Source organism: Flavobacterium cheonanense (genome assembly GCF_039539185.1).
Taxonomy (GTDB): Bacteria; Bacteroidota; Bacteroidia; order Flavobacteriales; family Flavobacteriaceae; genus Flavobacterium; species Flavobacterium cheonanense.
The window spans coordinates 468,617-489,453 of sequence record NZ_BAABCT010000002.1; the positions used below are offsets into that span (position 1 = coordinate 468,617).

At 31.2% G+C, this 20,837-nt stretch carries 19 protein-coding genes; 10 read left to right on the top strand and 9 right to left on the bottom strand.

The annotated features are described in order from the left end of the window. From ABD766_RS05580 to ABD766_RS05590, 3 genes are read right to left on the bottom strand one after another with little or no spacing between them, the layout of a single operon-like run. Positions 1-1,629 carry a hypothetical protein gene (locus tag ABD766_RS05580; RefSeq protein WP_344815740.1) on the bottom strand — a complete coding sequence of 543 codons (1,629 nt, stop codon included), beginning with the start codon at positions 1,627-1,629 and terminating at the stop codon, positions 1-3. After that, entirely contained in the window at positions 1,630-2,499 is an 870-nt protein-coding gene (locus ABD766_RS05585; protein ID WP_344815741.1) for a DUF58 domain-containing protein, read from the bottom strand. Positions 2,500-2,549: 50 nt separating this feature from the next. Then, positions 2,550-3,554, bottom strand: a complete 1,005-nt coding sequence (locus tag ABD766_RS05590; protein WP_035127576.1) for an AAA family ATPase — start codon at positions 3,552-3,554, stop codon at positions 2,550-2,552. A 169-nt stretch (positions 3,555-3,723) separates the two neighbouring features. On the opposite strand from ABD766_RS05590, the gene ABD766_RS05595 reads away from it, so the two are divergent. The 7 genes from ABD766_RS05595 to ABD766_RS05625 all read left to right on the top strand — a co-directional run bounded on the left by ABD766_RS05595 (position 3,724) and on the right by ABD766_RS05625 (position 9,021). After that, complete coding sequence (locus ABD766_RS05595; protein ID WP_344815742.1) at positions 3,724-4,593, top strand: aldo/keto reductase; 870 nt, start codon at positions 3,724-3,726, stop codon at positions 4,591-4,593. A gap of 76 nt (positions 4,594-4,669) precedes the next feature. Beyond that, positions 4,670-5,821 carry an ATP-binding protein gene (locus ABD766_RS05600; RefSeq protein ID WP_344815743.1) on the top strand — a complete coding sequence of 384 codons (1,152 nt, stop codon included), beginning with the start codon at positions 4,670-4,672 and terminating at the stop codon, positions 5,819-5,821. Further along, entirely contained in the window at positions 5,814-6,542 is a 729-nt protein-coding gene (locus tag ABD766_RS05605) for a metallophosphoesterase family protein (RefSeq protein ID WP_344815744.1), read from the top strand. Before ABD766_RS05600 ends, ABD766_RS05605 begins: the two co-directional genes overlap by 8 nt. A gap of 169 nt (positions 6,543-6,711) precedes the next feature. After that, positions 6,712-7,203, top strand: coding sequence for a DUF6646 family protein (locus ABD766_RS05610; protein ID WP_344815745.1), 492 nt, complete (start codon positions 6,712-6,714; stop codon positions 7,201-7,203). A 9-nt stretch (positions 7,204-7,212) separates the two neighbouring features. Continuing rightward, entirely contained in the window at positions 7,213-7,788 is a 576-nt protein-coding gene (locus tag ABD766_RS05615; protein WP_344815746.1) for a PhnA domain-containing protein, read from the top strand. Positions 7,789-7,931: 143 nt separating this feature from the next. Beyond that, positions 7,932-8,768 (top strand): hypothetical protein, encoded by an 837-nt coding sequence (locus ABD766_RS05620; RefSeq protein ID WP_344815747.1) that lies wholly within the window; start codon positions 7,932-7,934, stop codon positions 8,766-8,768. Positions 8,769-8,850: 82 nt separating this feature from the next. Continuing rightward, positions 8,851-9,021, top strand: coding sequence for a hypothetical protein (locus tag ABD766_RS05625; protein ID WP_344815748.1), 171 nt, complete (start codon positions 8,851-8,853; stop codon positions 9,019-9,021). Between the two features lie 150 nt (positions 9,022-9,171). Here the strand turns inward: ABD766_RS05625 and amaB are convergent, their stop codons facing one another. The 4 genes from amaB to ABD766_RS05645 all read right to left on the bottom strand — a co-directional run bounded on the left by amaB (position 9,172) and on the right by ABD766_RS05645 (position 12,945). Further along, positions 9,172-10,725 carry an L-piperidine-6-carboxylate dehydrogenase gene (amaB, locus tag ABD766_RS05630; protein ID WP_344815749.1) on the bottom strand — a complete coding sequence of 518 codons (1,554 nt, stop codon included), beginning with the start codon at positions 10,723-10,725 and terminating at the stop codon, positions 9,172-9,174. 99 nt (positions 10,726-10,824) lie between these two features. Next, on the bottom strand, positions 10,825-11,364 hold the full coding sequence (locus tag ABD766_RS05635) for a 3-hydroxyanthranilate 3,4-dioxygenase (protein WP_344815750.1): 540 nt from the start codon (positions 11,362-11,364) through the stop codon (positions 10,825-10,827). Positions 11,365-11,434: 70 nt separating this feature from the next. Further along, entirely contained in the window at positions 11,435-11,794 is a 360-nt protein-coding gene (locus tag ABD766_RS05640; protein ID WP_344815751.1) for a hypothetical protein, read from the bottom strand. 44 nt (positions 11,795-11,838) lie between these two features. Next, positions 11,839-12,945, bottom strand: coding sequence for an endonuclease/exonuclease/phosphatase family protein (locus tag ABD766_RS05645; RefSeq protein ID WP_344815752.1), 1,107 nt, complete (start codon positions 12,943-12,945; stop codon positions 11,839-11,841). Positions 12,946-13,083: 138 nt separating this feature from the next. Here ABD766_RS05645 and ABD766_RS05650 point away from each other — a divergent pair, with 138 nt between their 5' ends. From ABD766_RS05650 to ABD766_RS05660, 3 genes are read left to right on the top strand one after another with little or no spacing between them, the layout of a single operon-like run. After that, positions 13,084-15,888, top strand: coding sequence for a carboxypeptidase-like regulatory domain-containing protein (locus tag ABD766_RS05650; protein ID WP_344815753.1), 2,805 nt, complete (start codon positions 13,084-13,086; stop codon positions 15,886-15,888). A 12-nt stretch (positions 15,889-15,900) separates the two neighbouring features. Next, entirely contained in the window at positions 15,901-16,515 is a 615-nt protein-coding gene (locus ABD766_RS05655) for a choice-of-anchor J domain-containing protein (protein ID WP_344815754.1), read from the top strand. A gap of 13 nt (positions 16,516-16,528) precedes the next feature. After that, positions 16,529-17,908 (top strand): DUF5689 domain-containing protein, encoded by a 1,380-nt coding sequence (locus ABD766_RS05660; protein ID WP_344815755.1) that lies wholly within the window; start codon positions 16,529-16,531, stop codon positions 17,906-17,908. 196 nt (positions 17,909-18,104) lie between these two features. Here the strand turns inward: ABD766_RS05660 and ABD766_RS05665 are convergent, their stop codons facing one another. Beyond that, entirely contained in the window at positions 18,105-18,689 is a 585-nt protein-coding gene (locus ABD766_RS05665; RefSeq protein ID WP_344815756.1) for a hypothetical protein, read from the bottom strand. A 268-nt stretch (positions 18,690-18,957) separates the two neighbouring features. Next, positions 18,958-20,820: an OmpA family protein gene (locus tag ABD766_RS05670; RefSeq protein ID WP_344815757.1), complete on the bottom strand. Its 1,863-nt coding sequence runs from the start codon at positions 20,818-20,820 to the stop codon at positions 18,958-18,960. Between the last annotated feature and the right edge of the window lie 17 nt (positions 20,821-20,837).

The window sequence follows — 20,837 nt, forward strand, 5'->3', positions numbered from 1 at the left end:
TTATTGAGCTTGTTTTAATTCGGCAGAATTAATAATTCTTTTACCTATTTTTTCGCCATATTCATCACCTTCTCTTTGAGCAACTATTATTTGTTGCAAACCACCATCTTGTTTAAACAATAAAATCTCATAATACATTTTCTCACTTTCATCTTCTTCTTTATCAAAAACAGTCATTGTTCCATAAGCTTTTACACCTGTTACACCTTTTCCTGTATTGAATTCTTCTTGTTTGAAAAGCATATTTTGTGCTCCAAGTTTTTCCCAATTTTTAGTTATTCCGTCTAAAACCGTTTCAAATTTAATATCGGTTGTATCTTTGAATTTAATAGTTGAAACGCCAATAAATAGCTTCTGATTTAATGCACCATATTCAAACAATTGCATTTCTTTTAGTATAGCATAAGATTCTCTTGGAAGTGATTTTTTTGCGTCAATTCTTTTTAAAACCTTAGGAGTTTCTAAGATTACTCCAGGATTTCCATATTCGCTTAAAACCCATTCGCCTTCTACTAGTTCTTTGGTCTCGTTACCTAAAACAAAATCTTTGACAAAGTCGAATCCTTTTATTGCAGACGTTATTCCAACAGCTAATGCAAGAACCAAAACTGTAATAAAGACTGCGTTTTTGATGCGTTTTATTTTTTGTTCTGATGCTTTTTTAGCTAATGCTTTTTGTTTTTGCTCTTCATTCCACTCTTCCAATTCGTCTTTTTCTTCAACTAGTTCAGGAATAGCTTTATGAATAGTTACAATTGTGCTTGTAATTCGTTTTTTATCTTCTTCGATTTCAAAATCGAGAGGTTTTACTTTAGCAAATTTTACTAAATCGGCTTGTTGTAATACTTTCTCTAAATTTTCAAGTATCTCTTTTGAAAGCTTTAATTTTTTGCTTTTTGCAACATTTCTCAAACTCACAATTAACTCAGAAGTAGTGCTTTCCATTGCTGGAATGTGAATTTCTTCTTCGATGTAAGTTCTTGCAATATCGGTTAATTCGGAATAATACGATTTTATTTCACCACGTTGAATAAGTTCTTTTCTTTCTAATTGTTGTAATAATGATGTTGCTTTTTCAATTGGAGTTTTATAAACGATTTCTTCTACTTTTTCTGGTTTTTTATAATACTTTTTGAATAACCAATAACCTATAAATCCTAAACCAACTAAAAGTAAAAATCCTAAAAGATATTTCCACCAATCGCTTGAGCTTTCAACGGGAATAACATCTTTTATTTCATACATTTTCTGTTTTAAGGTATCGACTTTTACATCAGCAACCTCAACTTTTAAACTGTCTGAAAGAGAAGGTTTTCCGTTAATTAAAATTTGAATTCTTGGAATAGTATATTTTCCTGAATCAAACTGAGTCAATCCGTATTTTTTGATTAATTCGTATTTGTCATTCGATTTAATCGTGTCAATTTTATAAGATTCTATAACTTCTAAAGCTCCAAAATTCTGAGCTTTTGGAAAAACAACTTTATCTGTTTTATTCACTGATGCTTTTAAAGTCAGCTTGAATTCGGCTCCGATTTTTTTCTTGGTAGAATCAATAGAAGTCGTGACTTTTTGGGCAAAAAGTGACGTAGTAAGTAGAAAAAATAATATATATAACTTGAATTTCATTTATCCTCTGGATTTAAAATAACCCAATAATTTTTTAACATAACTTTCGTCAACACGAGTGTTTACGGTTCCTGAACCGCATTTTGAAAAAATATCTTTAAAATAACCAACTTTCTGCTGGTAGTTTTTTTCGTAATTCAATCGAACATTTTTAGAACTCGTATCCACAACCATAATTTCACCCGATTCTGCATCTTCCATTTCTACCATTCCTATATTTGGCATTGTTTCTTCTCGAACATCATATACTCGAATTCCGGTGATGTCGTGTTTTTTTCCTGCTATTTTTAATGTTTTTTCGTAATCATCATCCACCATAAAATCAGAAATCAAAAATACAATGGCTTTCTTCTTTTGAGTTGATGATAAAAACTTCAAGGCTTGTGATAAATCGGTTTTTCTACTTTTAGGTTGGAATTCGATTAATTCTCGTATGATTCGGAGTACGTGTGATTTTCCTTTTTTAGGTGGAATATACAATTCGATTTCATCGGAAAACAAAATCAAACCAATTTTGTCGTTATTCTGAGTTGCTGAAAAAGCCATCGTCGCGGCAATTTCAGTTACGATTTCGCTTTTCAACTGATTTTTAGTTCCAAAACTTTCTGAACCCGAAATATCAACCATTAACATCATAGTTAATTCGCGTTCTTCTTCAAAAACCTTTACGTGTGCTTCGTTATAACGCGCAGTCACATTCCAATCGATAGCACGCACGTCATCACCAAATTGATAAGGTCGCACTTCAGAAAACGTCATTCCGCGTCCTTTAAACGACGTATGATATTCACCCGAAAAGATGTGATCACTCAATCTTCGGGTTTTAATTTCTATTTTACGAACTTTTTTTAGTAGGTCTTTTGTTTCCATGTTTTTGCCACAAAGGCGCAAAGGCACTAAGTTTTTTTAAAGAAAAAAGATTAAGGAACCTCTATTTCGTTAACGATTTTGTTGATGATGTCAACTGAAGTTACGTTTTCGGCTTCGGCTTCGTATGTGATTCCTATTCTGTGACGTAAAACATCGTGAACTACTGCTCGAACGTCTTCTGGAATTACATAACCACGGCGTTTGATAAATGCATAACATTTAGCTGCTGTTGCCAAATTGATACTTCCACGAGGTGAAGAACCAAAACTTATTAATGGTTTTAGAGATTCTAATTTATATTTTTCTGGGAAACGTGTTGCGAAAATGATATCAAGAATATATTTTTCGATTTTCTCATCCATATAAACTTCGCGAACCGCTTCTTGAGCACGCAAAATTTGTTCTACCGAAACAACAGCGTTTACTTTTTCGTAAGAACCTTTCAGATTTTGTCGAATAACCATACGCTCTTCATCCATTTTGGGATAATCTATTACAGTTTTAAGCATAAAACGATCGACTTGTGCTTCTGGCAATGGATACGTTCCTTCTTGCTCAATTGGGTTTTGAGTAGCAAGAACCAAAAATGGTCTTTCTAATTTAAAAGTTGTGTCACCAATAGTCACTTGTTTTTCTTGCATCGCTTCAAGCAAAGCCGATTGTACTTTGGCTGGCGCACGATTAATCTCATCGGCAAGAACGAAATTTGCAAAAATTGGTCCTTTTTTAATTGAAAACTCATTGGCTTTAATGTTGTAAATCATAGTTCCTACAACATCGGCTGGAAGCAAATCTGGTGTAAACTGAATACGACTAAAACTACCTTGAACTGCTTGCGACAAGGTGTTTATTGCCAACGTTTTTGCCAAACCTGGCACTCCTTCAAGAAGAATATGTCCTTGACCTAAAAGTCCAATCAACAATCGTTCAACCATGTGCTTTTGACCTACAATGACTTTGTTCATTTCCATTGTCAATAAGTCAATAAAAGCACTTTCTCTTTCTATCTTTTCATTGATGGCTCTAATATCTAAAGCAGCAACATTTTCTTCCATAAATTCTATTTTTTTCGAGGCACAATTAACTATAAAATTTTAACATTTCAAAATTGAAGATTTTAACACGAATAGAATGTTAACAATGCGTTAAAACTTGTCTCTAATTCTAGTTTTTAAGGATGATTTATGATTTTGTTTTAGTAATTTTAGAGTTTTAATTTCAATTATGAGAAAAACAACATTATCACCTGTAATTGCAGGAACGATGAATTGGGGTGTTTGGGATAAAAAACTCAACACACAAGAAATGATCCATTTGATAAACATTTGTATCGAAAATAAAATTACCACTTTTGATCATGCTGATATTTATGGTGATTATACCACAGAAGAGCAATTTGGAAAAGCATTTGGCGAAAGCAAAATTTCAAGAGAGAAATTGCAATTAATTTCTAAATGTGGTATTCAACTTGAAGGAAGTAGAACTAATAAAATCAAACACTACGATTACTCGAAAGAATACATCATTTGGAGTGTAGAAAATTCGTTGAAAAATCTTCAAACAGATTATTTAGATGTTTTGCTTTTGCATCGTCCAAGTCCGTTGATGATTGCTGATGAAATTGCTGAAACGGTTGAAAAACTTAAATCGGATGGGAAAATTATCGATTTTGGATTATCTAATTTTACTACTTCACAAACCGAACTAATTAGAAGTAAAACGGAAGTTAATTATAATCAAATTCAATTTTCGGCAACACATTTTGAAGCCATGTTGGATGGAAGTTTAGATTATATGCAAACGCACGATATTCGACCAATGAGTTGGAATCCGTTAGGAACAGTTTTTAGAGAAGATATTGAGCAAACAAGACGATTAAAAAAACTTTTGGTGCAATTGGTTGAAAAATATGGTGTTGGTTCGGATACTATTTTGCTTTCTTGGATTTTAAAACATCCTTCAAAAGTTATTCCTGTTGCTGGAACTGTAAATATTGCTCGAATTCAAGCATTAATGAAAGCCGTGGAATTGCCTTTAGACAACCTAGATTGGTTCGCCATCTGGACAGAAAGCATGGGAAATAAAGTGCCTTAAATTTAGTAATTAGTGAAAAGTGATTAGTAAATAGTATTCTGCTAATCACTTTTTGCTTTTCACTCATCACTAAAAAATGATAAACAAACGCCTACTTATCAAGAACTTACTGGCTCACAATGATGAGTGTAGTTTTTATGATAAAAAACGGCAGTTGAATTTGCACACCAAGGAAGGGAAAGCTAAGTTTTTGAAACATATTTGCGCTTTGTCTAATTCTAATCCTTCTAATAATTCTTATATAGTTGTTGGTGTTGAAGATGAAAATAACGAAATAACCGGTGACGATTTTTTTGACGACAGTCGCATTCAGAATTTGGTAAATGCTTTTTTGGAAAATCCTCCTAAAATTCAATATGAAAATGTTCCTTTTCCGAATTTGCCTCGAGATAAAGTTGTTGGATTAGTTACTATAAAACCCAAATCTAAAACTTCTTATTTTAAGAAAAATATTCATACGATTTTGGCTAATGCTACTTTTGTGAGAAGAGGAAGCAATACTATTCCTACGGATGAAAAAATTCCGTATTCTAAACTCAATATTGAAACCGTTTTAAGCATTGAAAACAGCTCTAGAAATAGTATTTCTAATACGCTTGATGGCGTAATTGATTTTGTGAATAATCGTCACAAGGATATACCATCAAAGTATAAGGTTTTTAAGGAATTGTTTGTGATTTGTTGGGCAGGAATTCCGAAGAAAATTAGAGATAAAACTTTTTTTACGCGAGTTGATATCGAATTAGTAAACGAGCAAATTAAGTTGTTTTATTCGGCTCAAGATGATGTGACGATTGATTATGACGAAAATACTTTTACCATAACCGAATATGTTCCTTTGGGATTGAATGATAAAACGAGTTATTATCCTTTGGAACAACAAAAATTATCTTTTTTTGACAATGGCTATTATAAAATTGAAACCGAAATGCTTTTTGAACCACCACAATACAATCGAAAAGTTTTGTTTCATATTTACAATTCTAATTTATCTTTGTTGAATAAATTGCAAAAAGGAATCGAATTATCTGATAGAGAACATAAAGATTTGATTAATTTGCCATCCACTCTAATGATTTGTTACCTCAACGGATTTGAAGATGCCAAACAGAAATTAATTGAAGCTAAACCTTTATTGAAATTGCATCCGTTTACAACTGTTTATGTAAATTTTAAAGAAGTAATGCGAGTTTTGAGGAAAGTGAAATATAATAAACAAAATGAATAGAACATTAGTAATTGGAGATATACATGGCGGTTTACGAGCGTTGCATCAAATAATGGAGCGCGCTAGTGTTACAACAAATGATACTTTAATTTTTCTTGGTGATTATGTTGATGGATGGAGTCAATCGCCTCAGGTAATAGATTATTTGATTGATTTAGGTCAAAAACAAAAATGCATCTTCATCAGAGGAAATCACGACGAACTCCTTTTAGATTGGCTTGAAAACAGCACTGATAATAGAGAATGGTATAAACATGGTGGAGAAGCTACAGTTATTGCCTATTCAACAATTTCTGAAGCAACAAAGTTGAAACATGTTGCATTTTTAAAGTCATTGGAAAACTATTATTTAGATGATAAAAACAGGTTGTTTATTCATGCTGGTTTTACCAATATGAACGGCATTGCTTATGAATATTTTCCGAAATTATTTTATTGGGATAGAACCTTGTGGGAAACTGCTTTATCGTTGGATGAAAACTTAGAAAAAACAAGTTGGTTTTATCCAAGAAGATTGACTTTATATGATGAAATTTATATTGGTCACACACCTGTAACAAGAATAGGTGAAACTATTCCAATCAAAAAAGCTTGCATTTGGAATGTAGATACTGGAGCTGCATTTAAAGGGCCGTTAACAATTATGGATATAGATTCTAAAGAATTTTGGCAAAGCGAACCACTAAATAATTTGTATCATACTGAAAAAGGAAGGAATTAATAATTATAGGGTTGCGTGTTGTAGGTATTGAAATTTAGAGTTAACCATTGAAATTGATTCTTGAAATTGATTCTTGAAATTGATTCTTGAAATTGATTCTTGAAGTTGACTTTTAAAGTTGCTATTGAAATGGATTGCTTATATTTGCACTCTAAAATTTACATAAATTATGAAAAGAGTTATTACATTATTACTTGTGTTAACTGCAAGTTTTGCAAATTCGCAAGCGTTTAAAGGAAAAGGAGATAAAAAATTTCAAGTTGGTGCGACAATGCAAGAATATGGAACTGGAATTGCTGCAACTATTGATTTTGGAGCAGGAGAAAATATTTCTTATGGATTTACAACTTCTTATTTATTGAATACTACAACCAAAGCAGGAACACCTAAATTTGCTGATAAATTTGATGCTAAAGCGCGTTTCAATGCTAATATTGGAAATGTTTTGAACATTAGTGACAAATTAGATGTTTACCCAGGTTTAGATTTAGGTTTAAGGAATTTTGGTGCTCATCTTGGTGCAAGATATTTCTTTACAGAAGGTTTTGGAATTTACACAGAAGCTGGAATTCCTTTAGCGAAATACGATTCAAATGTAATTGGATATGAAAGATTCAATAATCAGTTTGTGTTTCAAATTGGTGCTTCATTCAACTTATAATCTTATAAAATGAGTGTTGTTACAGAAAAAAGATTAAAAGACAGAAGTGGTTCTTTGTGTGAAATTAGTGGAAGTGATGAAAATTTGGTTGTCTATTTAGTAGAACCAAAAACTGAAGCTACTCCAGAAAATTGTATTTTAATTACAAAATCATTAAGAGATCAAATTCAAAATCCTGAAACCATGAACCCAAACGATTGGCGTGGTTTAAGCGATAGTATGTGGAATGAAAATCTACCCGTACAGATTGTTTCTTGGAGAATGCATGCTCGTTTAAAAAATATGGATATGTTAGAAATGATGTATCTTGATGAAGATGCCTTAGAATGGGCAAAAGCAACAGGCGAAGCCGATGATGACGAAGGGAAAATTGTTCACAAAGATTCTAACGGAAATGTTTTATTGGATGGTGATTCTGTTGTTTTAATTAAAGATTTAGATGTAAAAGGCGCAACTTTCACTGCAAAACGTGGTGCTGCTGTTCATAATATTAAATTAGTTTGGGATGATGCCAACCTTATTGAAGGACGTGTTGAAAACCAAAGTATATTTATATTGACACAATACGTTAAGAAGACAAAATAGTTTAGACACGAATTGCACGAATTTAAATTAGGTTGAAATTACACGAATAAAAAAGTCAAGAATTATGCAATGCCAAAAAAAATAACTAATCACTTATTATTTACACCTCCACAAATTATTTTTATACTTGAAAAAATACTCACATGAAACACATTTTAATCACATTAATAACATTTTGTCTTTTTGGTTGTTCAGGAGATAAAAAGAACTCTCTCAATGATTTGAATTTAAAAGGTGATGTAAGAATTTTATCTGAATTTGGGTATAAAGCGGTAATAAAATTTGGGGAAATAGAAAAAGATAGTTTGCAATACAGATTACTATCTGACTTTGATGAAAATGGAAATATTGTCAGTGAAAATTGGATAGACTCGGGCATTAGAGATATATATAAATACGATTCAATTGGAAAATTAATAGAACAAGATAATCATAATGAATTAAAAACACCCTCATTATCATCAAAGAAAAAATTTATTTATGATAAAAATAACAATTTAATTGAAAAGAACACCTATCTACCTGATGGCTTTTTATTTGAAAAAATTATATATGACTACGATAAAAATGATAATAATATTGAATCAAAATGTTATAAATACGATTTTGAAGGAAAGGAAGTAATACAATTTATGTTTAAACATAAATATGATAAAAAAGGTAATAAAATAGAGAGTATTCATTACGATAATCTTGGAAACAAAGAATATACTGAAACATACAAATATGATGAAAAAGGACTTATTATTGAAGAAGTTTCAGATTTTTTAAAAGATAAACTACCTCCAAAAAAACTATATACATATGATAATAAGAAGAATATTTTAAATATAAAACACTATAATTCAAAAGAAGTTCTTGTGGATGAAGAAACTTATAAATATAAATTTGATAAAAAAGGGAATTGGATTATAAAAATACATTTTATAAATGCTAGACCTGACTTCATAGAAGAAAGAAAAATTTCTTATGGAAATTGAAAATATAATATTATAAACTATGGATTTTATATTTGGTATAATAGGTGCGGTATTGGTATCATTAATTATTACAATTATTAGAGTGATTTTTTCAATTGGAAGTAAGACCAAAAGTGATTCTAATTTTATGCAAAAATTTACAGGAACTCTAATGGTATTAATAATTATTGTAATTATTGGGACTCTTTCTGAAAAATGTGGATGTTCATCAAAAGAGGAGCCGGATTATCCAATGAAGTATCATCCTGATTAATATTTTTAATTTTTTAATCCCGAACTTTCGGATTTCTGACCGCAATTATAGCGCGGAAATAATTTCCTTTCTAATAAAATAAAAAAAACCCTGTGCTTTTCATACAGAGTTTCTATTTCTTCTAATTTCTTTATTCTTTTTTCTGAAAAACTACAAATCAAATTTAATTCCTTGAGCTAATGGCAATTGATCGGAATAATTAACCGTATTTGTTTGTCTTCTCATGTATACTTTCCAAGAATCAGAACCAGATTCTCTTCCTCCACCAGTTTCTTTTTCACCACCAAAAGCACCACCGATTTCAGCACCAGAAGTTCCAATATTTACATTGGCAATTCCACAATCTGAACCTGCAAAAGACAAGAATTTTTCAGCTTCTTTCATTTCGTTAGTCATAATGGCAGACGATAATCCTTGAGCAACACCATTTTGTTTTGCAATTGCATTTTCAACTTCACCACTGTATTTCATTAAATATAAAATTGGTGCAAAAGTTTCGTGTTGTACGATTTCAAAAGAGTTTTCAGCTTCTATAATTGCTGGTTTTACATAACAACCCGATTCGTAACCTTCGCCAGAAAGTACTCCACCTTCAACCAATACTTTTCCACCTTCAGCTTTTGCTTTTTCAATGGCAGCTAAATAAGTTTTTACTGCATCCGTATCAATTAATGGTCCGATATGATTTTTTTGATCTAATGGATTTCCAATTGTCAATTGACCATAAGCGCCAACAATAGCATCTCTAACTTTATCATAAACACTTTCGTGGATGATTAATCTTCTAGTTGAAGTACAACGTTGACCAGCAGTTCCAACTGCACCAAAAACAGCACCAGGAACAACCACTTTTAAATCAGCTGATGGTGTAATAATGATAGCATTGTTTCCGCCTAATTCTAATAAAGATTTTCCGAAACGCTGTGCTACAGTTGCACCAACAATTCTTCCCATTCTTGTTGAACCTGTTGCAGAAATTAACGGAATTCTAGCATCAGTAGTCATCATTTCACCTACTTTATAATCTCCATTGATGATACATGAAATACCTTCTGGTAAATTATTTGCTTTTAAAACTTCTGCAATAATATTTTGACATGCAATTGAACATAACGGCGCTTTTTCAGAAGCTTTCCATACACAAACATCACCACAAATCCATGCCAATGCTGTATTCCAAGACCAAACGGCTACCGGAAAGTTGAACGCAGAGATAATTCCAACAACACCAATTGGATGCCATTGTTCTCTCATAACGTGACCTGGTCGCTCAGATGGTATAGTTTGTCCGTTTAATTGACGTGATAAACCAACTGCAAAATCGCATATGTCAATCATTTCTTGAACTTCACCATAACCTTCTTGCAAAGATTTTCCCATTTCGTAAGAAACTAATTTCCCTAATGGTTCTTTCAATTCTCTTAATTTATTTCCAAATTGACGAACAATTTCTCCACGTTGTGGCGCTGGCATTGCTCTAAAAGTAAGGAAAGCAGCCGTTGCAGTTTGCATTACTTTTTCGTAATCTTCTGCGGTAGTTGTTTTTACTTTTCCTATTAGTTGACCATCAACTGGCGAGTAGCTTTCAATAATTTCACCATTTGAAAAATGATTATTTCCTGTAGAAGTTCCTTCATTAATAGCTTTTACTCCAAGAATTTCTAATGCTTCGGTCATGCCGAATTGTTGAGCAATTGTTGACATTATGTGTTTTTTTTGAATGTTTTTTAAATTTTATACAAAAATAGTAGTTTTTTTTGAATATTAGGCAGTTTATATCTTTTGGCAAAAACACTAAAAACCTTATTTTTTATCTACAAATCTTTCGTCAGATTCCATAGTTGTCCCACACTTTTCACAAGTTCGAAGGTGTTCTGAATTGTAAAAATGTTTAAAATGAGATAAGAAATCAGTTTCTATGTTATGAAGTTCAAAATAGACTTCATATAATTTATGATTACAATTTTCGCAAAACCAAAGCAAACCATCTGGAATATCTTTACCTTCTCTTTTTCGTTCAACAACTAAACCTATCGAACCTTCTGTTCGTGATGGAGAATGAGGCACTTTAGCTGGAAGCAGAAACATATCTCCTGCAGAAAGTTTCATGGCTTTCTTTTTACCATTTTCTTGAACATAAACCGTTATATCTCCTTCTAACTGATAAAATAATTCTTCGGTTTCATTATAATGAAAATCTTTGCGTGCATTCGGCCCACCAACTATCATTACAATATAATCACCAGAATCTATATACAGATTTTTATTTCCAACTGGTGGTTTTAGAAGGTGTCTGTTTTCTTCAATCCATTTATTGAGATTGAAAGGTTTTTGAATTGACATAATATTATAATGTTTTTACGAAATTACAAAAAATAAAAAAGGTTAGCATTAAACTAACCTTCTAATATCTTTATTTTATTTCAATTTCTAGCGGATTAAATATCTGAGGGATTTTTTTGGGGTCTTTTTCATAAACTGAGATAGTCCCTTTTACTGTAATTTCTTTTCCAACAGATTGAGAAAGATTTAATTGATGTTCTTCAAGGTATTTGTTAGATATAACAACTGTAAATACATTGTCTGGATAAGGTTTGTCAATATTTATATAATTAGTTGATTTTCCTTCAGATGCCAACTTGAAAGAAGCTATTTTACCTTTCAAAATAACTTCCTTCCCAATATATTCTTTTGCTTGAGATGTTGTTATAGTTTCTTGAGCAAATGATGTTGTAACAAGAATTAAAAATGTTATAATAAAAAACTTTTTCATACTACTAATTTAAAAAGGTTAGCATAAACTAACCTTAGATCTTTTTAATTCAATTGTTTAATTAAATAAATATAAACTGGAAAGTGATCGCTAAATCCGGGTTCACTTTGAGAATTTCTGAGTGGATATCCTTTATATTGTCCGGTGGTCTGAATTAGAAATGGCTTGTTATAAATTCCAGCCTTCCAATATCTAAATGAGGAATAATCATTTCTAGTTAATGGTTCTGAAATCATAATTTGATCAAAAATATCACCAGAATCTCTGTAAAACAATGTTGCATTTCCTTCTTTTGCCATTTGTTCAAATGGATTGTAAATATCTCCAGATGTTTTTAATTCAGATTTTTTAAGTTTAGCTCCAATACCAACTTTAACACTTTTATTATAAGAACCATCATTTAAATCACCCATAGTAATGATTTTAGCATCTGGATTAATCTTAATTAACGAATCAATTATTTTTCTATTAAGTGCTCCGGCTGCCTCACGAAATGGTGAACTTTTTTTCTCACCACCAGAACGAGAAGGCCAGTGATTAACAATAATATTTACTTCTTCTCCATCTAGAAAGCCCGTAACCAAAAGTTGATCACGAGTGTAAACTCTTTCAGAAGTATTATCGATCTCTACATTATCATCTGTTGCTTCTCCTTTGTCTTTCTTATCTTCTTTACCTTGTTGATTTTTATAAATCAATAAAGGAATATTAGCATAGCTTGTTGGCTTAAAATGTTTTTTCTGATATAGCAAAGCCACATCAATTCCTCTTTTGTCAGGAGAATCAAAGTGAACAATTCCATAATCTCTATTAATTAATTTTGGTTGTTTCACTAAGTCTTCCAAAACCCTTCTGTTTTCAATTTCACAGCCTCCAATAAATGTTGGAGAATTTGTTGGGTTTTCACCGGTACCTATTTCAGAAAGCACTCTCGCAAGATTGTCTAATTTCTTTTTATATTTTCTTCCTGTCCAATTCATTGCACCATCTGGCAACCACTCTTCATCATTATTAGAACCATTAATTGTATCAAACAAGTTTTCAAAATTGTAAAACGCAACGGTATGAATAATATACTTTTTTGACTGGGCATTTATCGCTATTGTTGCGAATAAAACAAAGAAAACGGCAATTAAGTTTTTAATTTTCATTTTAACTATATTAATTAATTATGAAGTTTAACACAAACTTCACGCCAAAAGTAAATAATATTATTAAAAGATGTACATTTGTAGGCTGTTAAGTTTTTATTAACACTTAACGAAAAGAAAATTAATTTAATTCAATTTATGAAAAAACTTGTCATTAGTATTTTGTTTGTGATGCAAGTGTGTTTTGTATTTGCACAAACAGGTACTGGATTTTCCGGAAAAGTTGTTGACTCAAAAACACAAAAACCATTACAAAATGTTGTTGCCACTATTCAGAACAGTAATTTAACTGAAATTACAGATGCTGAAGGGAAATTTGTTTTTAAATCAGTGCCGGCTGGTTCACAATTATTAGTAGTAAAAAGTGATGGTTATAAAGACCAACTATTAGCTATTGATGTAGAACAAGGAAAAATTTTAGATTTAGGTGTTGTTGTTTTGGAAGAAGATGTTACCGAAGAACAACAATTAAGTTTAGTTACCATCACAGATAACGATTTGGGTGATGACAACAGTGGTTCAGAGAGCACTTCTGGACTTTTACAAGCATCAAGAGATGCTTTTCAACAAGCTGCTGCTTTCAACTGGGGTCTTGCAAGATTTAGAATTCGTGGTTTAGATAATGAAAATGCTACAACCATGATTAATGGAGTAGCAATGAATAAAATATATGATGGAAGACCACAATGGGGTAACTGGGGTGGTTTGAATGATGCTACTCGTAACCAAGAATTTACAATGGGTTCTGCACCATCAGACTATACTTTTGGTGGGATTTTAGGAACACAAGAGATCAATACAAGAGCTTCTATTTATAGACCAGGTTCGAGAGTGTCGTTTTCAGGAACAAACACTAATTATAGCTGGAGAACTATGGGTACACATGCTTCAGGAATGAATAAAAACGGATGGGCATTTGTAGTATCTGCATCTAGAAGATGGGCTCAAGAAGGATATTTTGAAGGAACTGATTACAGTGCTAACTCAGTTTTTGCAAGTGTTGAGAAAAAAATCAACGAAAAACATTCGTTAAACTTTACTTCAATATACGCTGAAAATAGTCGTGGAAGAAATTCTCCTAATACCGATGAAGTAAACAGAATTGCAGGATACAGATACAACTCTTATTGGGGTTATCAAGATGGGAAAAAACGTAACTCTAGAGATAGAGATGTAACTGAACCAATATTAATGTTAAATCATTTCTGGAAAGTTACTAACAAAACTAATATCACCTCTGGTATTACTCATCAATTTGGTAAAATTGGAAGTAGTAGAATCGATAACCAAGGTGCAGATAATCCAGACCCTACTTATTACAGAAATTTGCCAAGTTACTATACTTCACTTTGGAATCCAGATGATTATACAGATTTCCAAGGAGATGATCCTGCAAATATTGCTTTAGCAGCCGATGCTAAATTTTTAAATAACAGACAATTAAATTGGAATGAAATGTATCAAGCCAATTTGTCTACTGCAGATGGTCATAGTGCCTATATCTTGTATGAAGATAGAACTGATGATAAATTATGGACTGCAAACTCTGTAATAAACTCACAATTAGCTGATAACATAGTATTAAATGCTGGTGGTACTTTCAAAAGTTTAAAATCACACAACTTTGCAAACCTACTTGATTTACTTGGTGGGCAATACTATGAAGACTACGATAATTTTCAGGTTGGTAATGAACAACAATCTGATTTAAATAATCCAAATAGAAAAGTTGGTGTTGGAGATACTTTTGCATACAACTATAATTTAATGGCAACTACATTTGAAGCCTTTACTCAATTTAAATTCACATACAAAAAAGTAGATTTTTATTTAGCTCAGACTTATTCTAAAAACCAATATCAAAGAGAAGGTTTGTATAAAAATGGTTTATATCCAACAAACTCTTTTGGTAAAGGTGACAAAATCTCCTTTGAAAACTTTGGTTTTAAAGGCGGATTAACATACAAAATTACAGGTAGACATTTCTTAAATTTTAATGGAGCATATTTCACTAAAGCACCAACAATGCGTAATGTTTTTCCAAATGCTAGATTAAATAATAATATTACTTTGGGAATTGAAAATGAAAATATTTCAAGTGTAGATGCAAGTTATGTAATTAGAACTCCTAAATTTAAATCTAGAATTACAGCTTACATGTCAAGCATTAAAAACGCAACAGAAACTTCATTCTTCTTTGGTGAAGGTATTTTTGATGATGATAATGGTGATGGTGGTGATGCTTTTGTTGCTGAAACTGTAACAAATATTGAAAAAAGAAATATAGGTCTTGAATTGGGTATGGAGTATCAGCTTACTTCAACAATTAAATTAACAGCTAACGCTGCATACGGAGAGTATACTTATAACAACAACCCAAATGTTGTGTTGAATAACGACAACTTAGCTTCTCCTACCAATACAAATCCTATTATTGATTTTGGACAAGCAAATCTAAAAGGATATAGATTATCTGGTGGACCTCAAACTGCAGCTTCATTTGGTATTGAATATCGTGATCCTAAGTTTTGGTGGATTGGTGCTAATGCAAATTACTTAGCAAACAATTATCTTGATGTTTCGGCGTTATTAAGAACGCAAAACTTTTTTAGAAATCCATTGGATAATGAAGGGCTTCCGTTTCCTGAAGCAACCAACGAAAGAGCTAAAGAATTGCTAAAACAAAAAGAATTTAATAACTTTACTTTGGTAAACTTAACTGGTGGTAAATCTTGGAAAATCAAAAGTAGCACTTTCGGATTTTTTGCATCATTAAACAATGTATTTGATATTCAATATAAAACTGGCGGTTTTGAACAAGCTAGAAATGCAAATTTCAGAGAAGTTAACCAAGATGTATCAAGTGGAACACCTGCTTTTGCACCAAAATATTTTTACGGTTTTGGAAGATCATACTTCCTAAATTTATATGTAAACTTTTAATAAAATATAGTTATGAAAAAAACAATTTTATTCCTTTTAGGAGTTATGGTAATGACTTCTTTTACGGCATGTTCTCCGGAAGAAGATATTAAAAACCCAGATTTTCAACCATACAAACTTTTTGAAGATTTTACTTCAAATACTACTGATGGTGCTGTAATTAATTTAGCTGGATGGACAAATTTTGCTGAAGCAGGAACTGTAAAGTGGAACCAAGGTATTTATTATTCTGATAAATATGCTGAATTTACAAGCTTTCAGTCTGGACAAGCTGTAAATATTGCTTGGTTAGTATCACCAAAAATCAATGTTGAATCAAACTCAAAATTAGCATTTGATGTGGCACAGGCTTATGTGTCAACTGCAGCAAATTCAATTGAGCTTTTAGTTTCAACAGATTTTGATGGAACAAATGTAACTGCAGCAAATTGGACAGTTGTAAATTTTACAAAACCGCCTTTAAACTTCGATACCAATTTTGATTTTTTTAGCTCTGGGTTAATCGATTTATCTACTTATGCAAATCAAGATGTTTATCTAGCATTTAAAGTTAAAGGTTCTGGTACTAATACTTCATTAGATGGTACTTATTCAATTGATAATGTTAGAATTATTAACAAAAACTAATAGTAAAGGTAAAATGAAAAAATCAATTTTAAAAAATATATTTACTCTGGCATTTACAGCAATTTGTTTATCAAGTTGTGTCAATGACGACTCATACGATGTGCCAGAAAATACACTGAAAACCTACGAGTTGACTCCAACGATAGCTGTTAACCAAATTGTAGCTACTTCAACACCTGTTTTGTATACAGCAGATGATATTATTGAAGCTTATGTAACATCAAGTGATGAAAAAGGGACATTTTACAAATCAATTTCTTTCCAAGATTTGAAAAATACTGCTACAACTATAAAAGGATTTAGTGTGCCTTTAAACTTAACAACTTTGTATGGTAAAGGTTTTACACCGGGTAGAAAAGTGTATATCAAACTTAAAGGTCTTTATGTAGCAAACGTTTATGGTTCACTACAAATTGGAAGTCTATTTGAAGGTAGTATCGGAAGAATTGCTGAGAATGTATGGCAAAACCATTTATTACCATCAGCGACTATAGTTCCTGAAAGTGACTTAGTAAGACCTTTTTCATTAAGCGCTGCTTATGCTGATGTTAACCAAAATACATTAATTGACTTAAACCCAGTTCAATTTGACGAAAGCTCTATAAATAGAACCTATTATGATGTTGATTCTGGTGGTGGTGCTACTAATCATGCAATAATTGCAACATCAGGAGGAACTAGCAGAATATTAAGAATGAGTAGTTTTTGTCCATTTTCTGGAAATACAGTTCCATCTGGAAGTGGAACAATTAGAGGTGTTTTAACAAAATATGATACCGATTTTCAATTTATCGTAAGATATGAAAGTGACTTTAAATTAAATAGTCCTAGAGTTGATGTTTTCCCTCCAATTGTTGGTAATGCAATACAATACCTTGGTGCGTTTACAGAAAATTTTGAGAGTTATACAGCTGGTTCTGCAACAACTGGACAAAACAATTTTCCAAAATATATAAATGATCCTGTTGTTGGTTCAAAAACATGGAGAACAAGATCATCTAGTGGTACTAAATATATCGAAATGTCCTCTTTCGGTAATCCTGTAGAAAATAACAGAACTTTATTTATTGTTCCAGTTGATATGACTGCAGCTAATAATTTATCATTTAAAACTAGAACAAATTTCTATAATGGTGAGACTTTAAAAGTTTACTATAGTACAAATTATGTTCCAGGTTCAGCAATAAGTTCAGCTACGTTAGTAAACATTACTTCTAATTTTACTTTTTCGACTGCGAATACTTCAACTGCATCATTTACAAACAGTGGTGTATATACTATACCAACATCGGTAACTGGAAATGGATTTTTCATATTTGAATATACAGGTTCAGGATTAACAAGCCCGACACTTACAACAAATATGCAAATAGACGATATTGTTGTGAATTAATTTTTTTCAGTAAAAATTTTATATAAAGAGCTTCCAGAATTGGAAGCTCTTTTTTTTTATTAAAACATACGTTACTTAATTAAAAACATGGAATTTTGATGTTTTAAAATTATGCTAATAAAAAAACGTATTGTTCTTTTGTATATATTAAATTTTCTAAAAACATAATCCGTTTATTACTATTTTTTTGCATTAATTATGGTTTTTTATTCTTCAAGAAAGAACGGACATCTTCCCTTAATAAGCTTTCTATAAACTCTTTGGACACTAATTTCTTATTCTTCTCTGGATTGGTGCTTTGTTGATACCAGTAATCGTTCATCTTAAGAATATGCAAGTTATTTGGAACCTCTTTAATATTTACAAATTTATAACTACCATCTAAAGAAACAATCTTCTCTACGTAATCATTACCAGAATATTTTTTACTTAAGCTTTTCCATTTCCTATCTTCTTGATTATGTTCTGTTTCATACACCTCATCAAATAAAAAACCACAATTTGATTTATCAGAATAACATATAGAAGTAATGTATTTACCTTCTTCGATTTTTATAATTCTAAAGGTACTAATCCCTTTAAACCCTAATTTTTGCATTTCATCACTAACAATATCAATTATCATTGTTCTTGTTAATCCAAACGATTTAACCTCCGAATTTTTATAATGTTCTGTATAATCGTAAAAATTACAATAATTAGTTGAGTCAATTTTAATGTCTTGAGCTTTTATTGATAAACTGCAAAGTAATAAAAGGATATATAATTTTATTTTTTTCATTGTTAAAGATGATAGTGAATATTATTTAACGGCTAATTTATATAATAACTAATTAGTATGAAAACTGAATTAAAAAATTGACAATAAAAACGTTTTTAAAGCCTTAAAAAGCATGTTTTCTGAAAAATGTTATAGAGTAACTATTATTAATAATCGCAACTAAAAACAAACAAAACCAGCCTTTGTGTTGAATTAATAAATAATTAATACCAAATAAAAAAACCGAGACTTTCATCTCGGTTTTTAAATCTTATTGATTAAATCTTAATTATTTCACGATTAAGAATTCTGAACGTCTGTTTTGAGAGTGTTCTTCTTCTGTACATTTATCACATGCAACCTTAGGTTCAGATTCACCGAATCCTTTTCCTGAAATTCTTTCAGCTGAAATACCTTTAGAAATTACATATTGAACAGTCGCTTGCGCTCTTCTTTCAGATAAAGTCATATTGTAATCATCACTTCCTCTTCTATCAGTGTGAGATTTAGCATAGATTACTAACTTATCATTATTCTTCATTACTTGAACTAATTTATCTAATTCAAATGCTCCTTCTTGAGTGATGTTGCTCTTATCAAATTCAAAATAAATTGGTTTTAAGATAATCTCTGTTGGAGTAACTATTACATCAATTGGTTGTAATGCTGCATCAACTTTAGCAGTTGGCCCTTTGCTTTTTGCAACTGGGAAAACATTTCCTTCGAAACCATCTTTAGAAGCTTGAATTGAATATGGCTTATCACATTCAACTCTAAAATTAACTTCTCCTTTATCGTTAGAAGTTTCAGTTGCAATAACATTTTTCTTATCATCAAGTATAGCAACTTTAGCATTTGATAAAATCTCACCTGTTTTTGCATTAGTCACAACAACTAATAAATCAACACCACAAATAGGAGTTGCGCTAAAGATGTCATCATTACCATTTCTATTACTAGATAAGAATCCTAAGTTTTTAGCTTTATTAAAAGTAAATGCGAAATCATCTTTTTCAGTATTAACAGGTTTACCCATATTTACTGCTTCAGAACCTTTTGCTAAATCAATTTGGTATACATCATATCCGCCTAAACCTTGTTTTCCACTTGAAGCAAAATACAATGTAGAGTTGTCATCAGCTATAAAAGGAAAACTTTCATTTCCTTCGGTATTTACTTTATTTCCTAAATTTTCAGGAGTACCATAAGAATCGCCATTTACAGAAACTTTCCAAATATCAACACCACCTAAACTTCCTGGCATGTTAGAAGAGAAGTATAAAGTTTTTCCATCTCTACTTAAACTTGGGTTGCTTAAAGAGTAATCTTTACTATTGAAAGGAAGTGGTTTAATATTAGTCCAAGAGTCACCAGATTTAGTAGCAACATAAAGATTGTTTTTTCCAAGTTTCAATTTATTTACTTTATCTTTTTCGAAAAGACCTTCTCTAAAACTATCACTTGAAAAATACATTGTATTTCCATCAGAACTAATTGTTACTGGTCCATCATGAAACTTTGAATTTACAGATGTTAAAGTAGACGCCTCAGAAAAAGTTCCTGAATCACCCATTGTAGAAGTATAAACATCTAAAAACGGTTCGTCATTCCAACCATAATTTTTTCTAGCACCATTTCTAGCACTTGTAAAATAAAGCGTGTTATCATACATTACTGCACCAAAATCTGATTTATCTGAACTTACAGCTAAAGAATTAACAGTATAACTTACATTTTTTCCTAAAATTTTTGGAACATAGTTCGGGTTTTCTTTAAAAGCTTTAGCTCTCAAATCATTTGGAACCATAGAGGCAAATTTATTCATTTGCTTGTTAGCTTCTTCATATTTACCATTTGCTTTAAGCATTTGAGCATATCTAAAATAGGTTTCTGCATCTTGAGAAGATTCTGTTGCTTTGGCATACCAAGTTGAAGCTTCAGTTGTGTTAAACATGTTATAGTATGTATCAGCAAGTTGCTTATAAACATATCCATCACCTTTACCATTATCAACCAATTTTTGATATTCCTTAGCGGCAGAAACATACTCATATCTACTGAATAATTTATCTGCAGCTTTTGTGTCTTTATTTTGTGCAAAAACAGATGCGCTAATTGCTACAAAACTTAATGCTATATATAGATTTTTCATTTTTTACTTTTATTTAT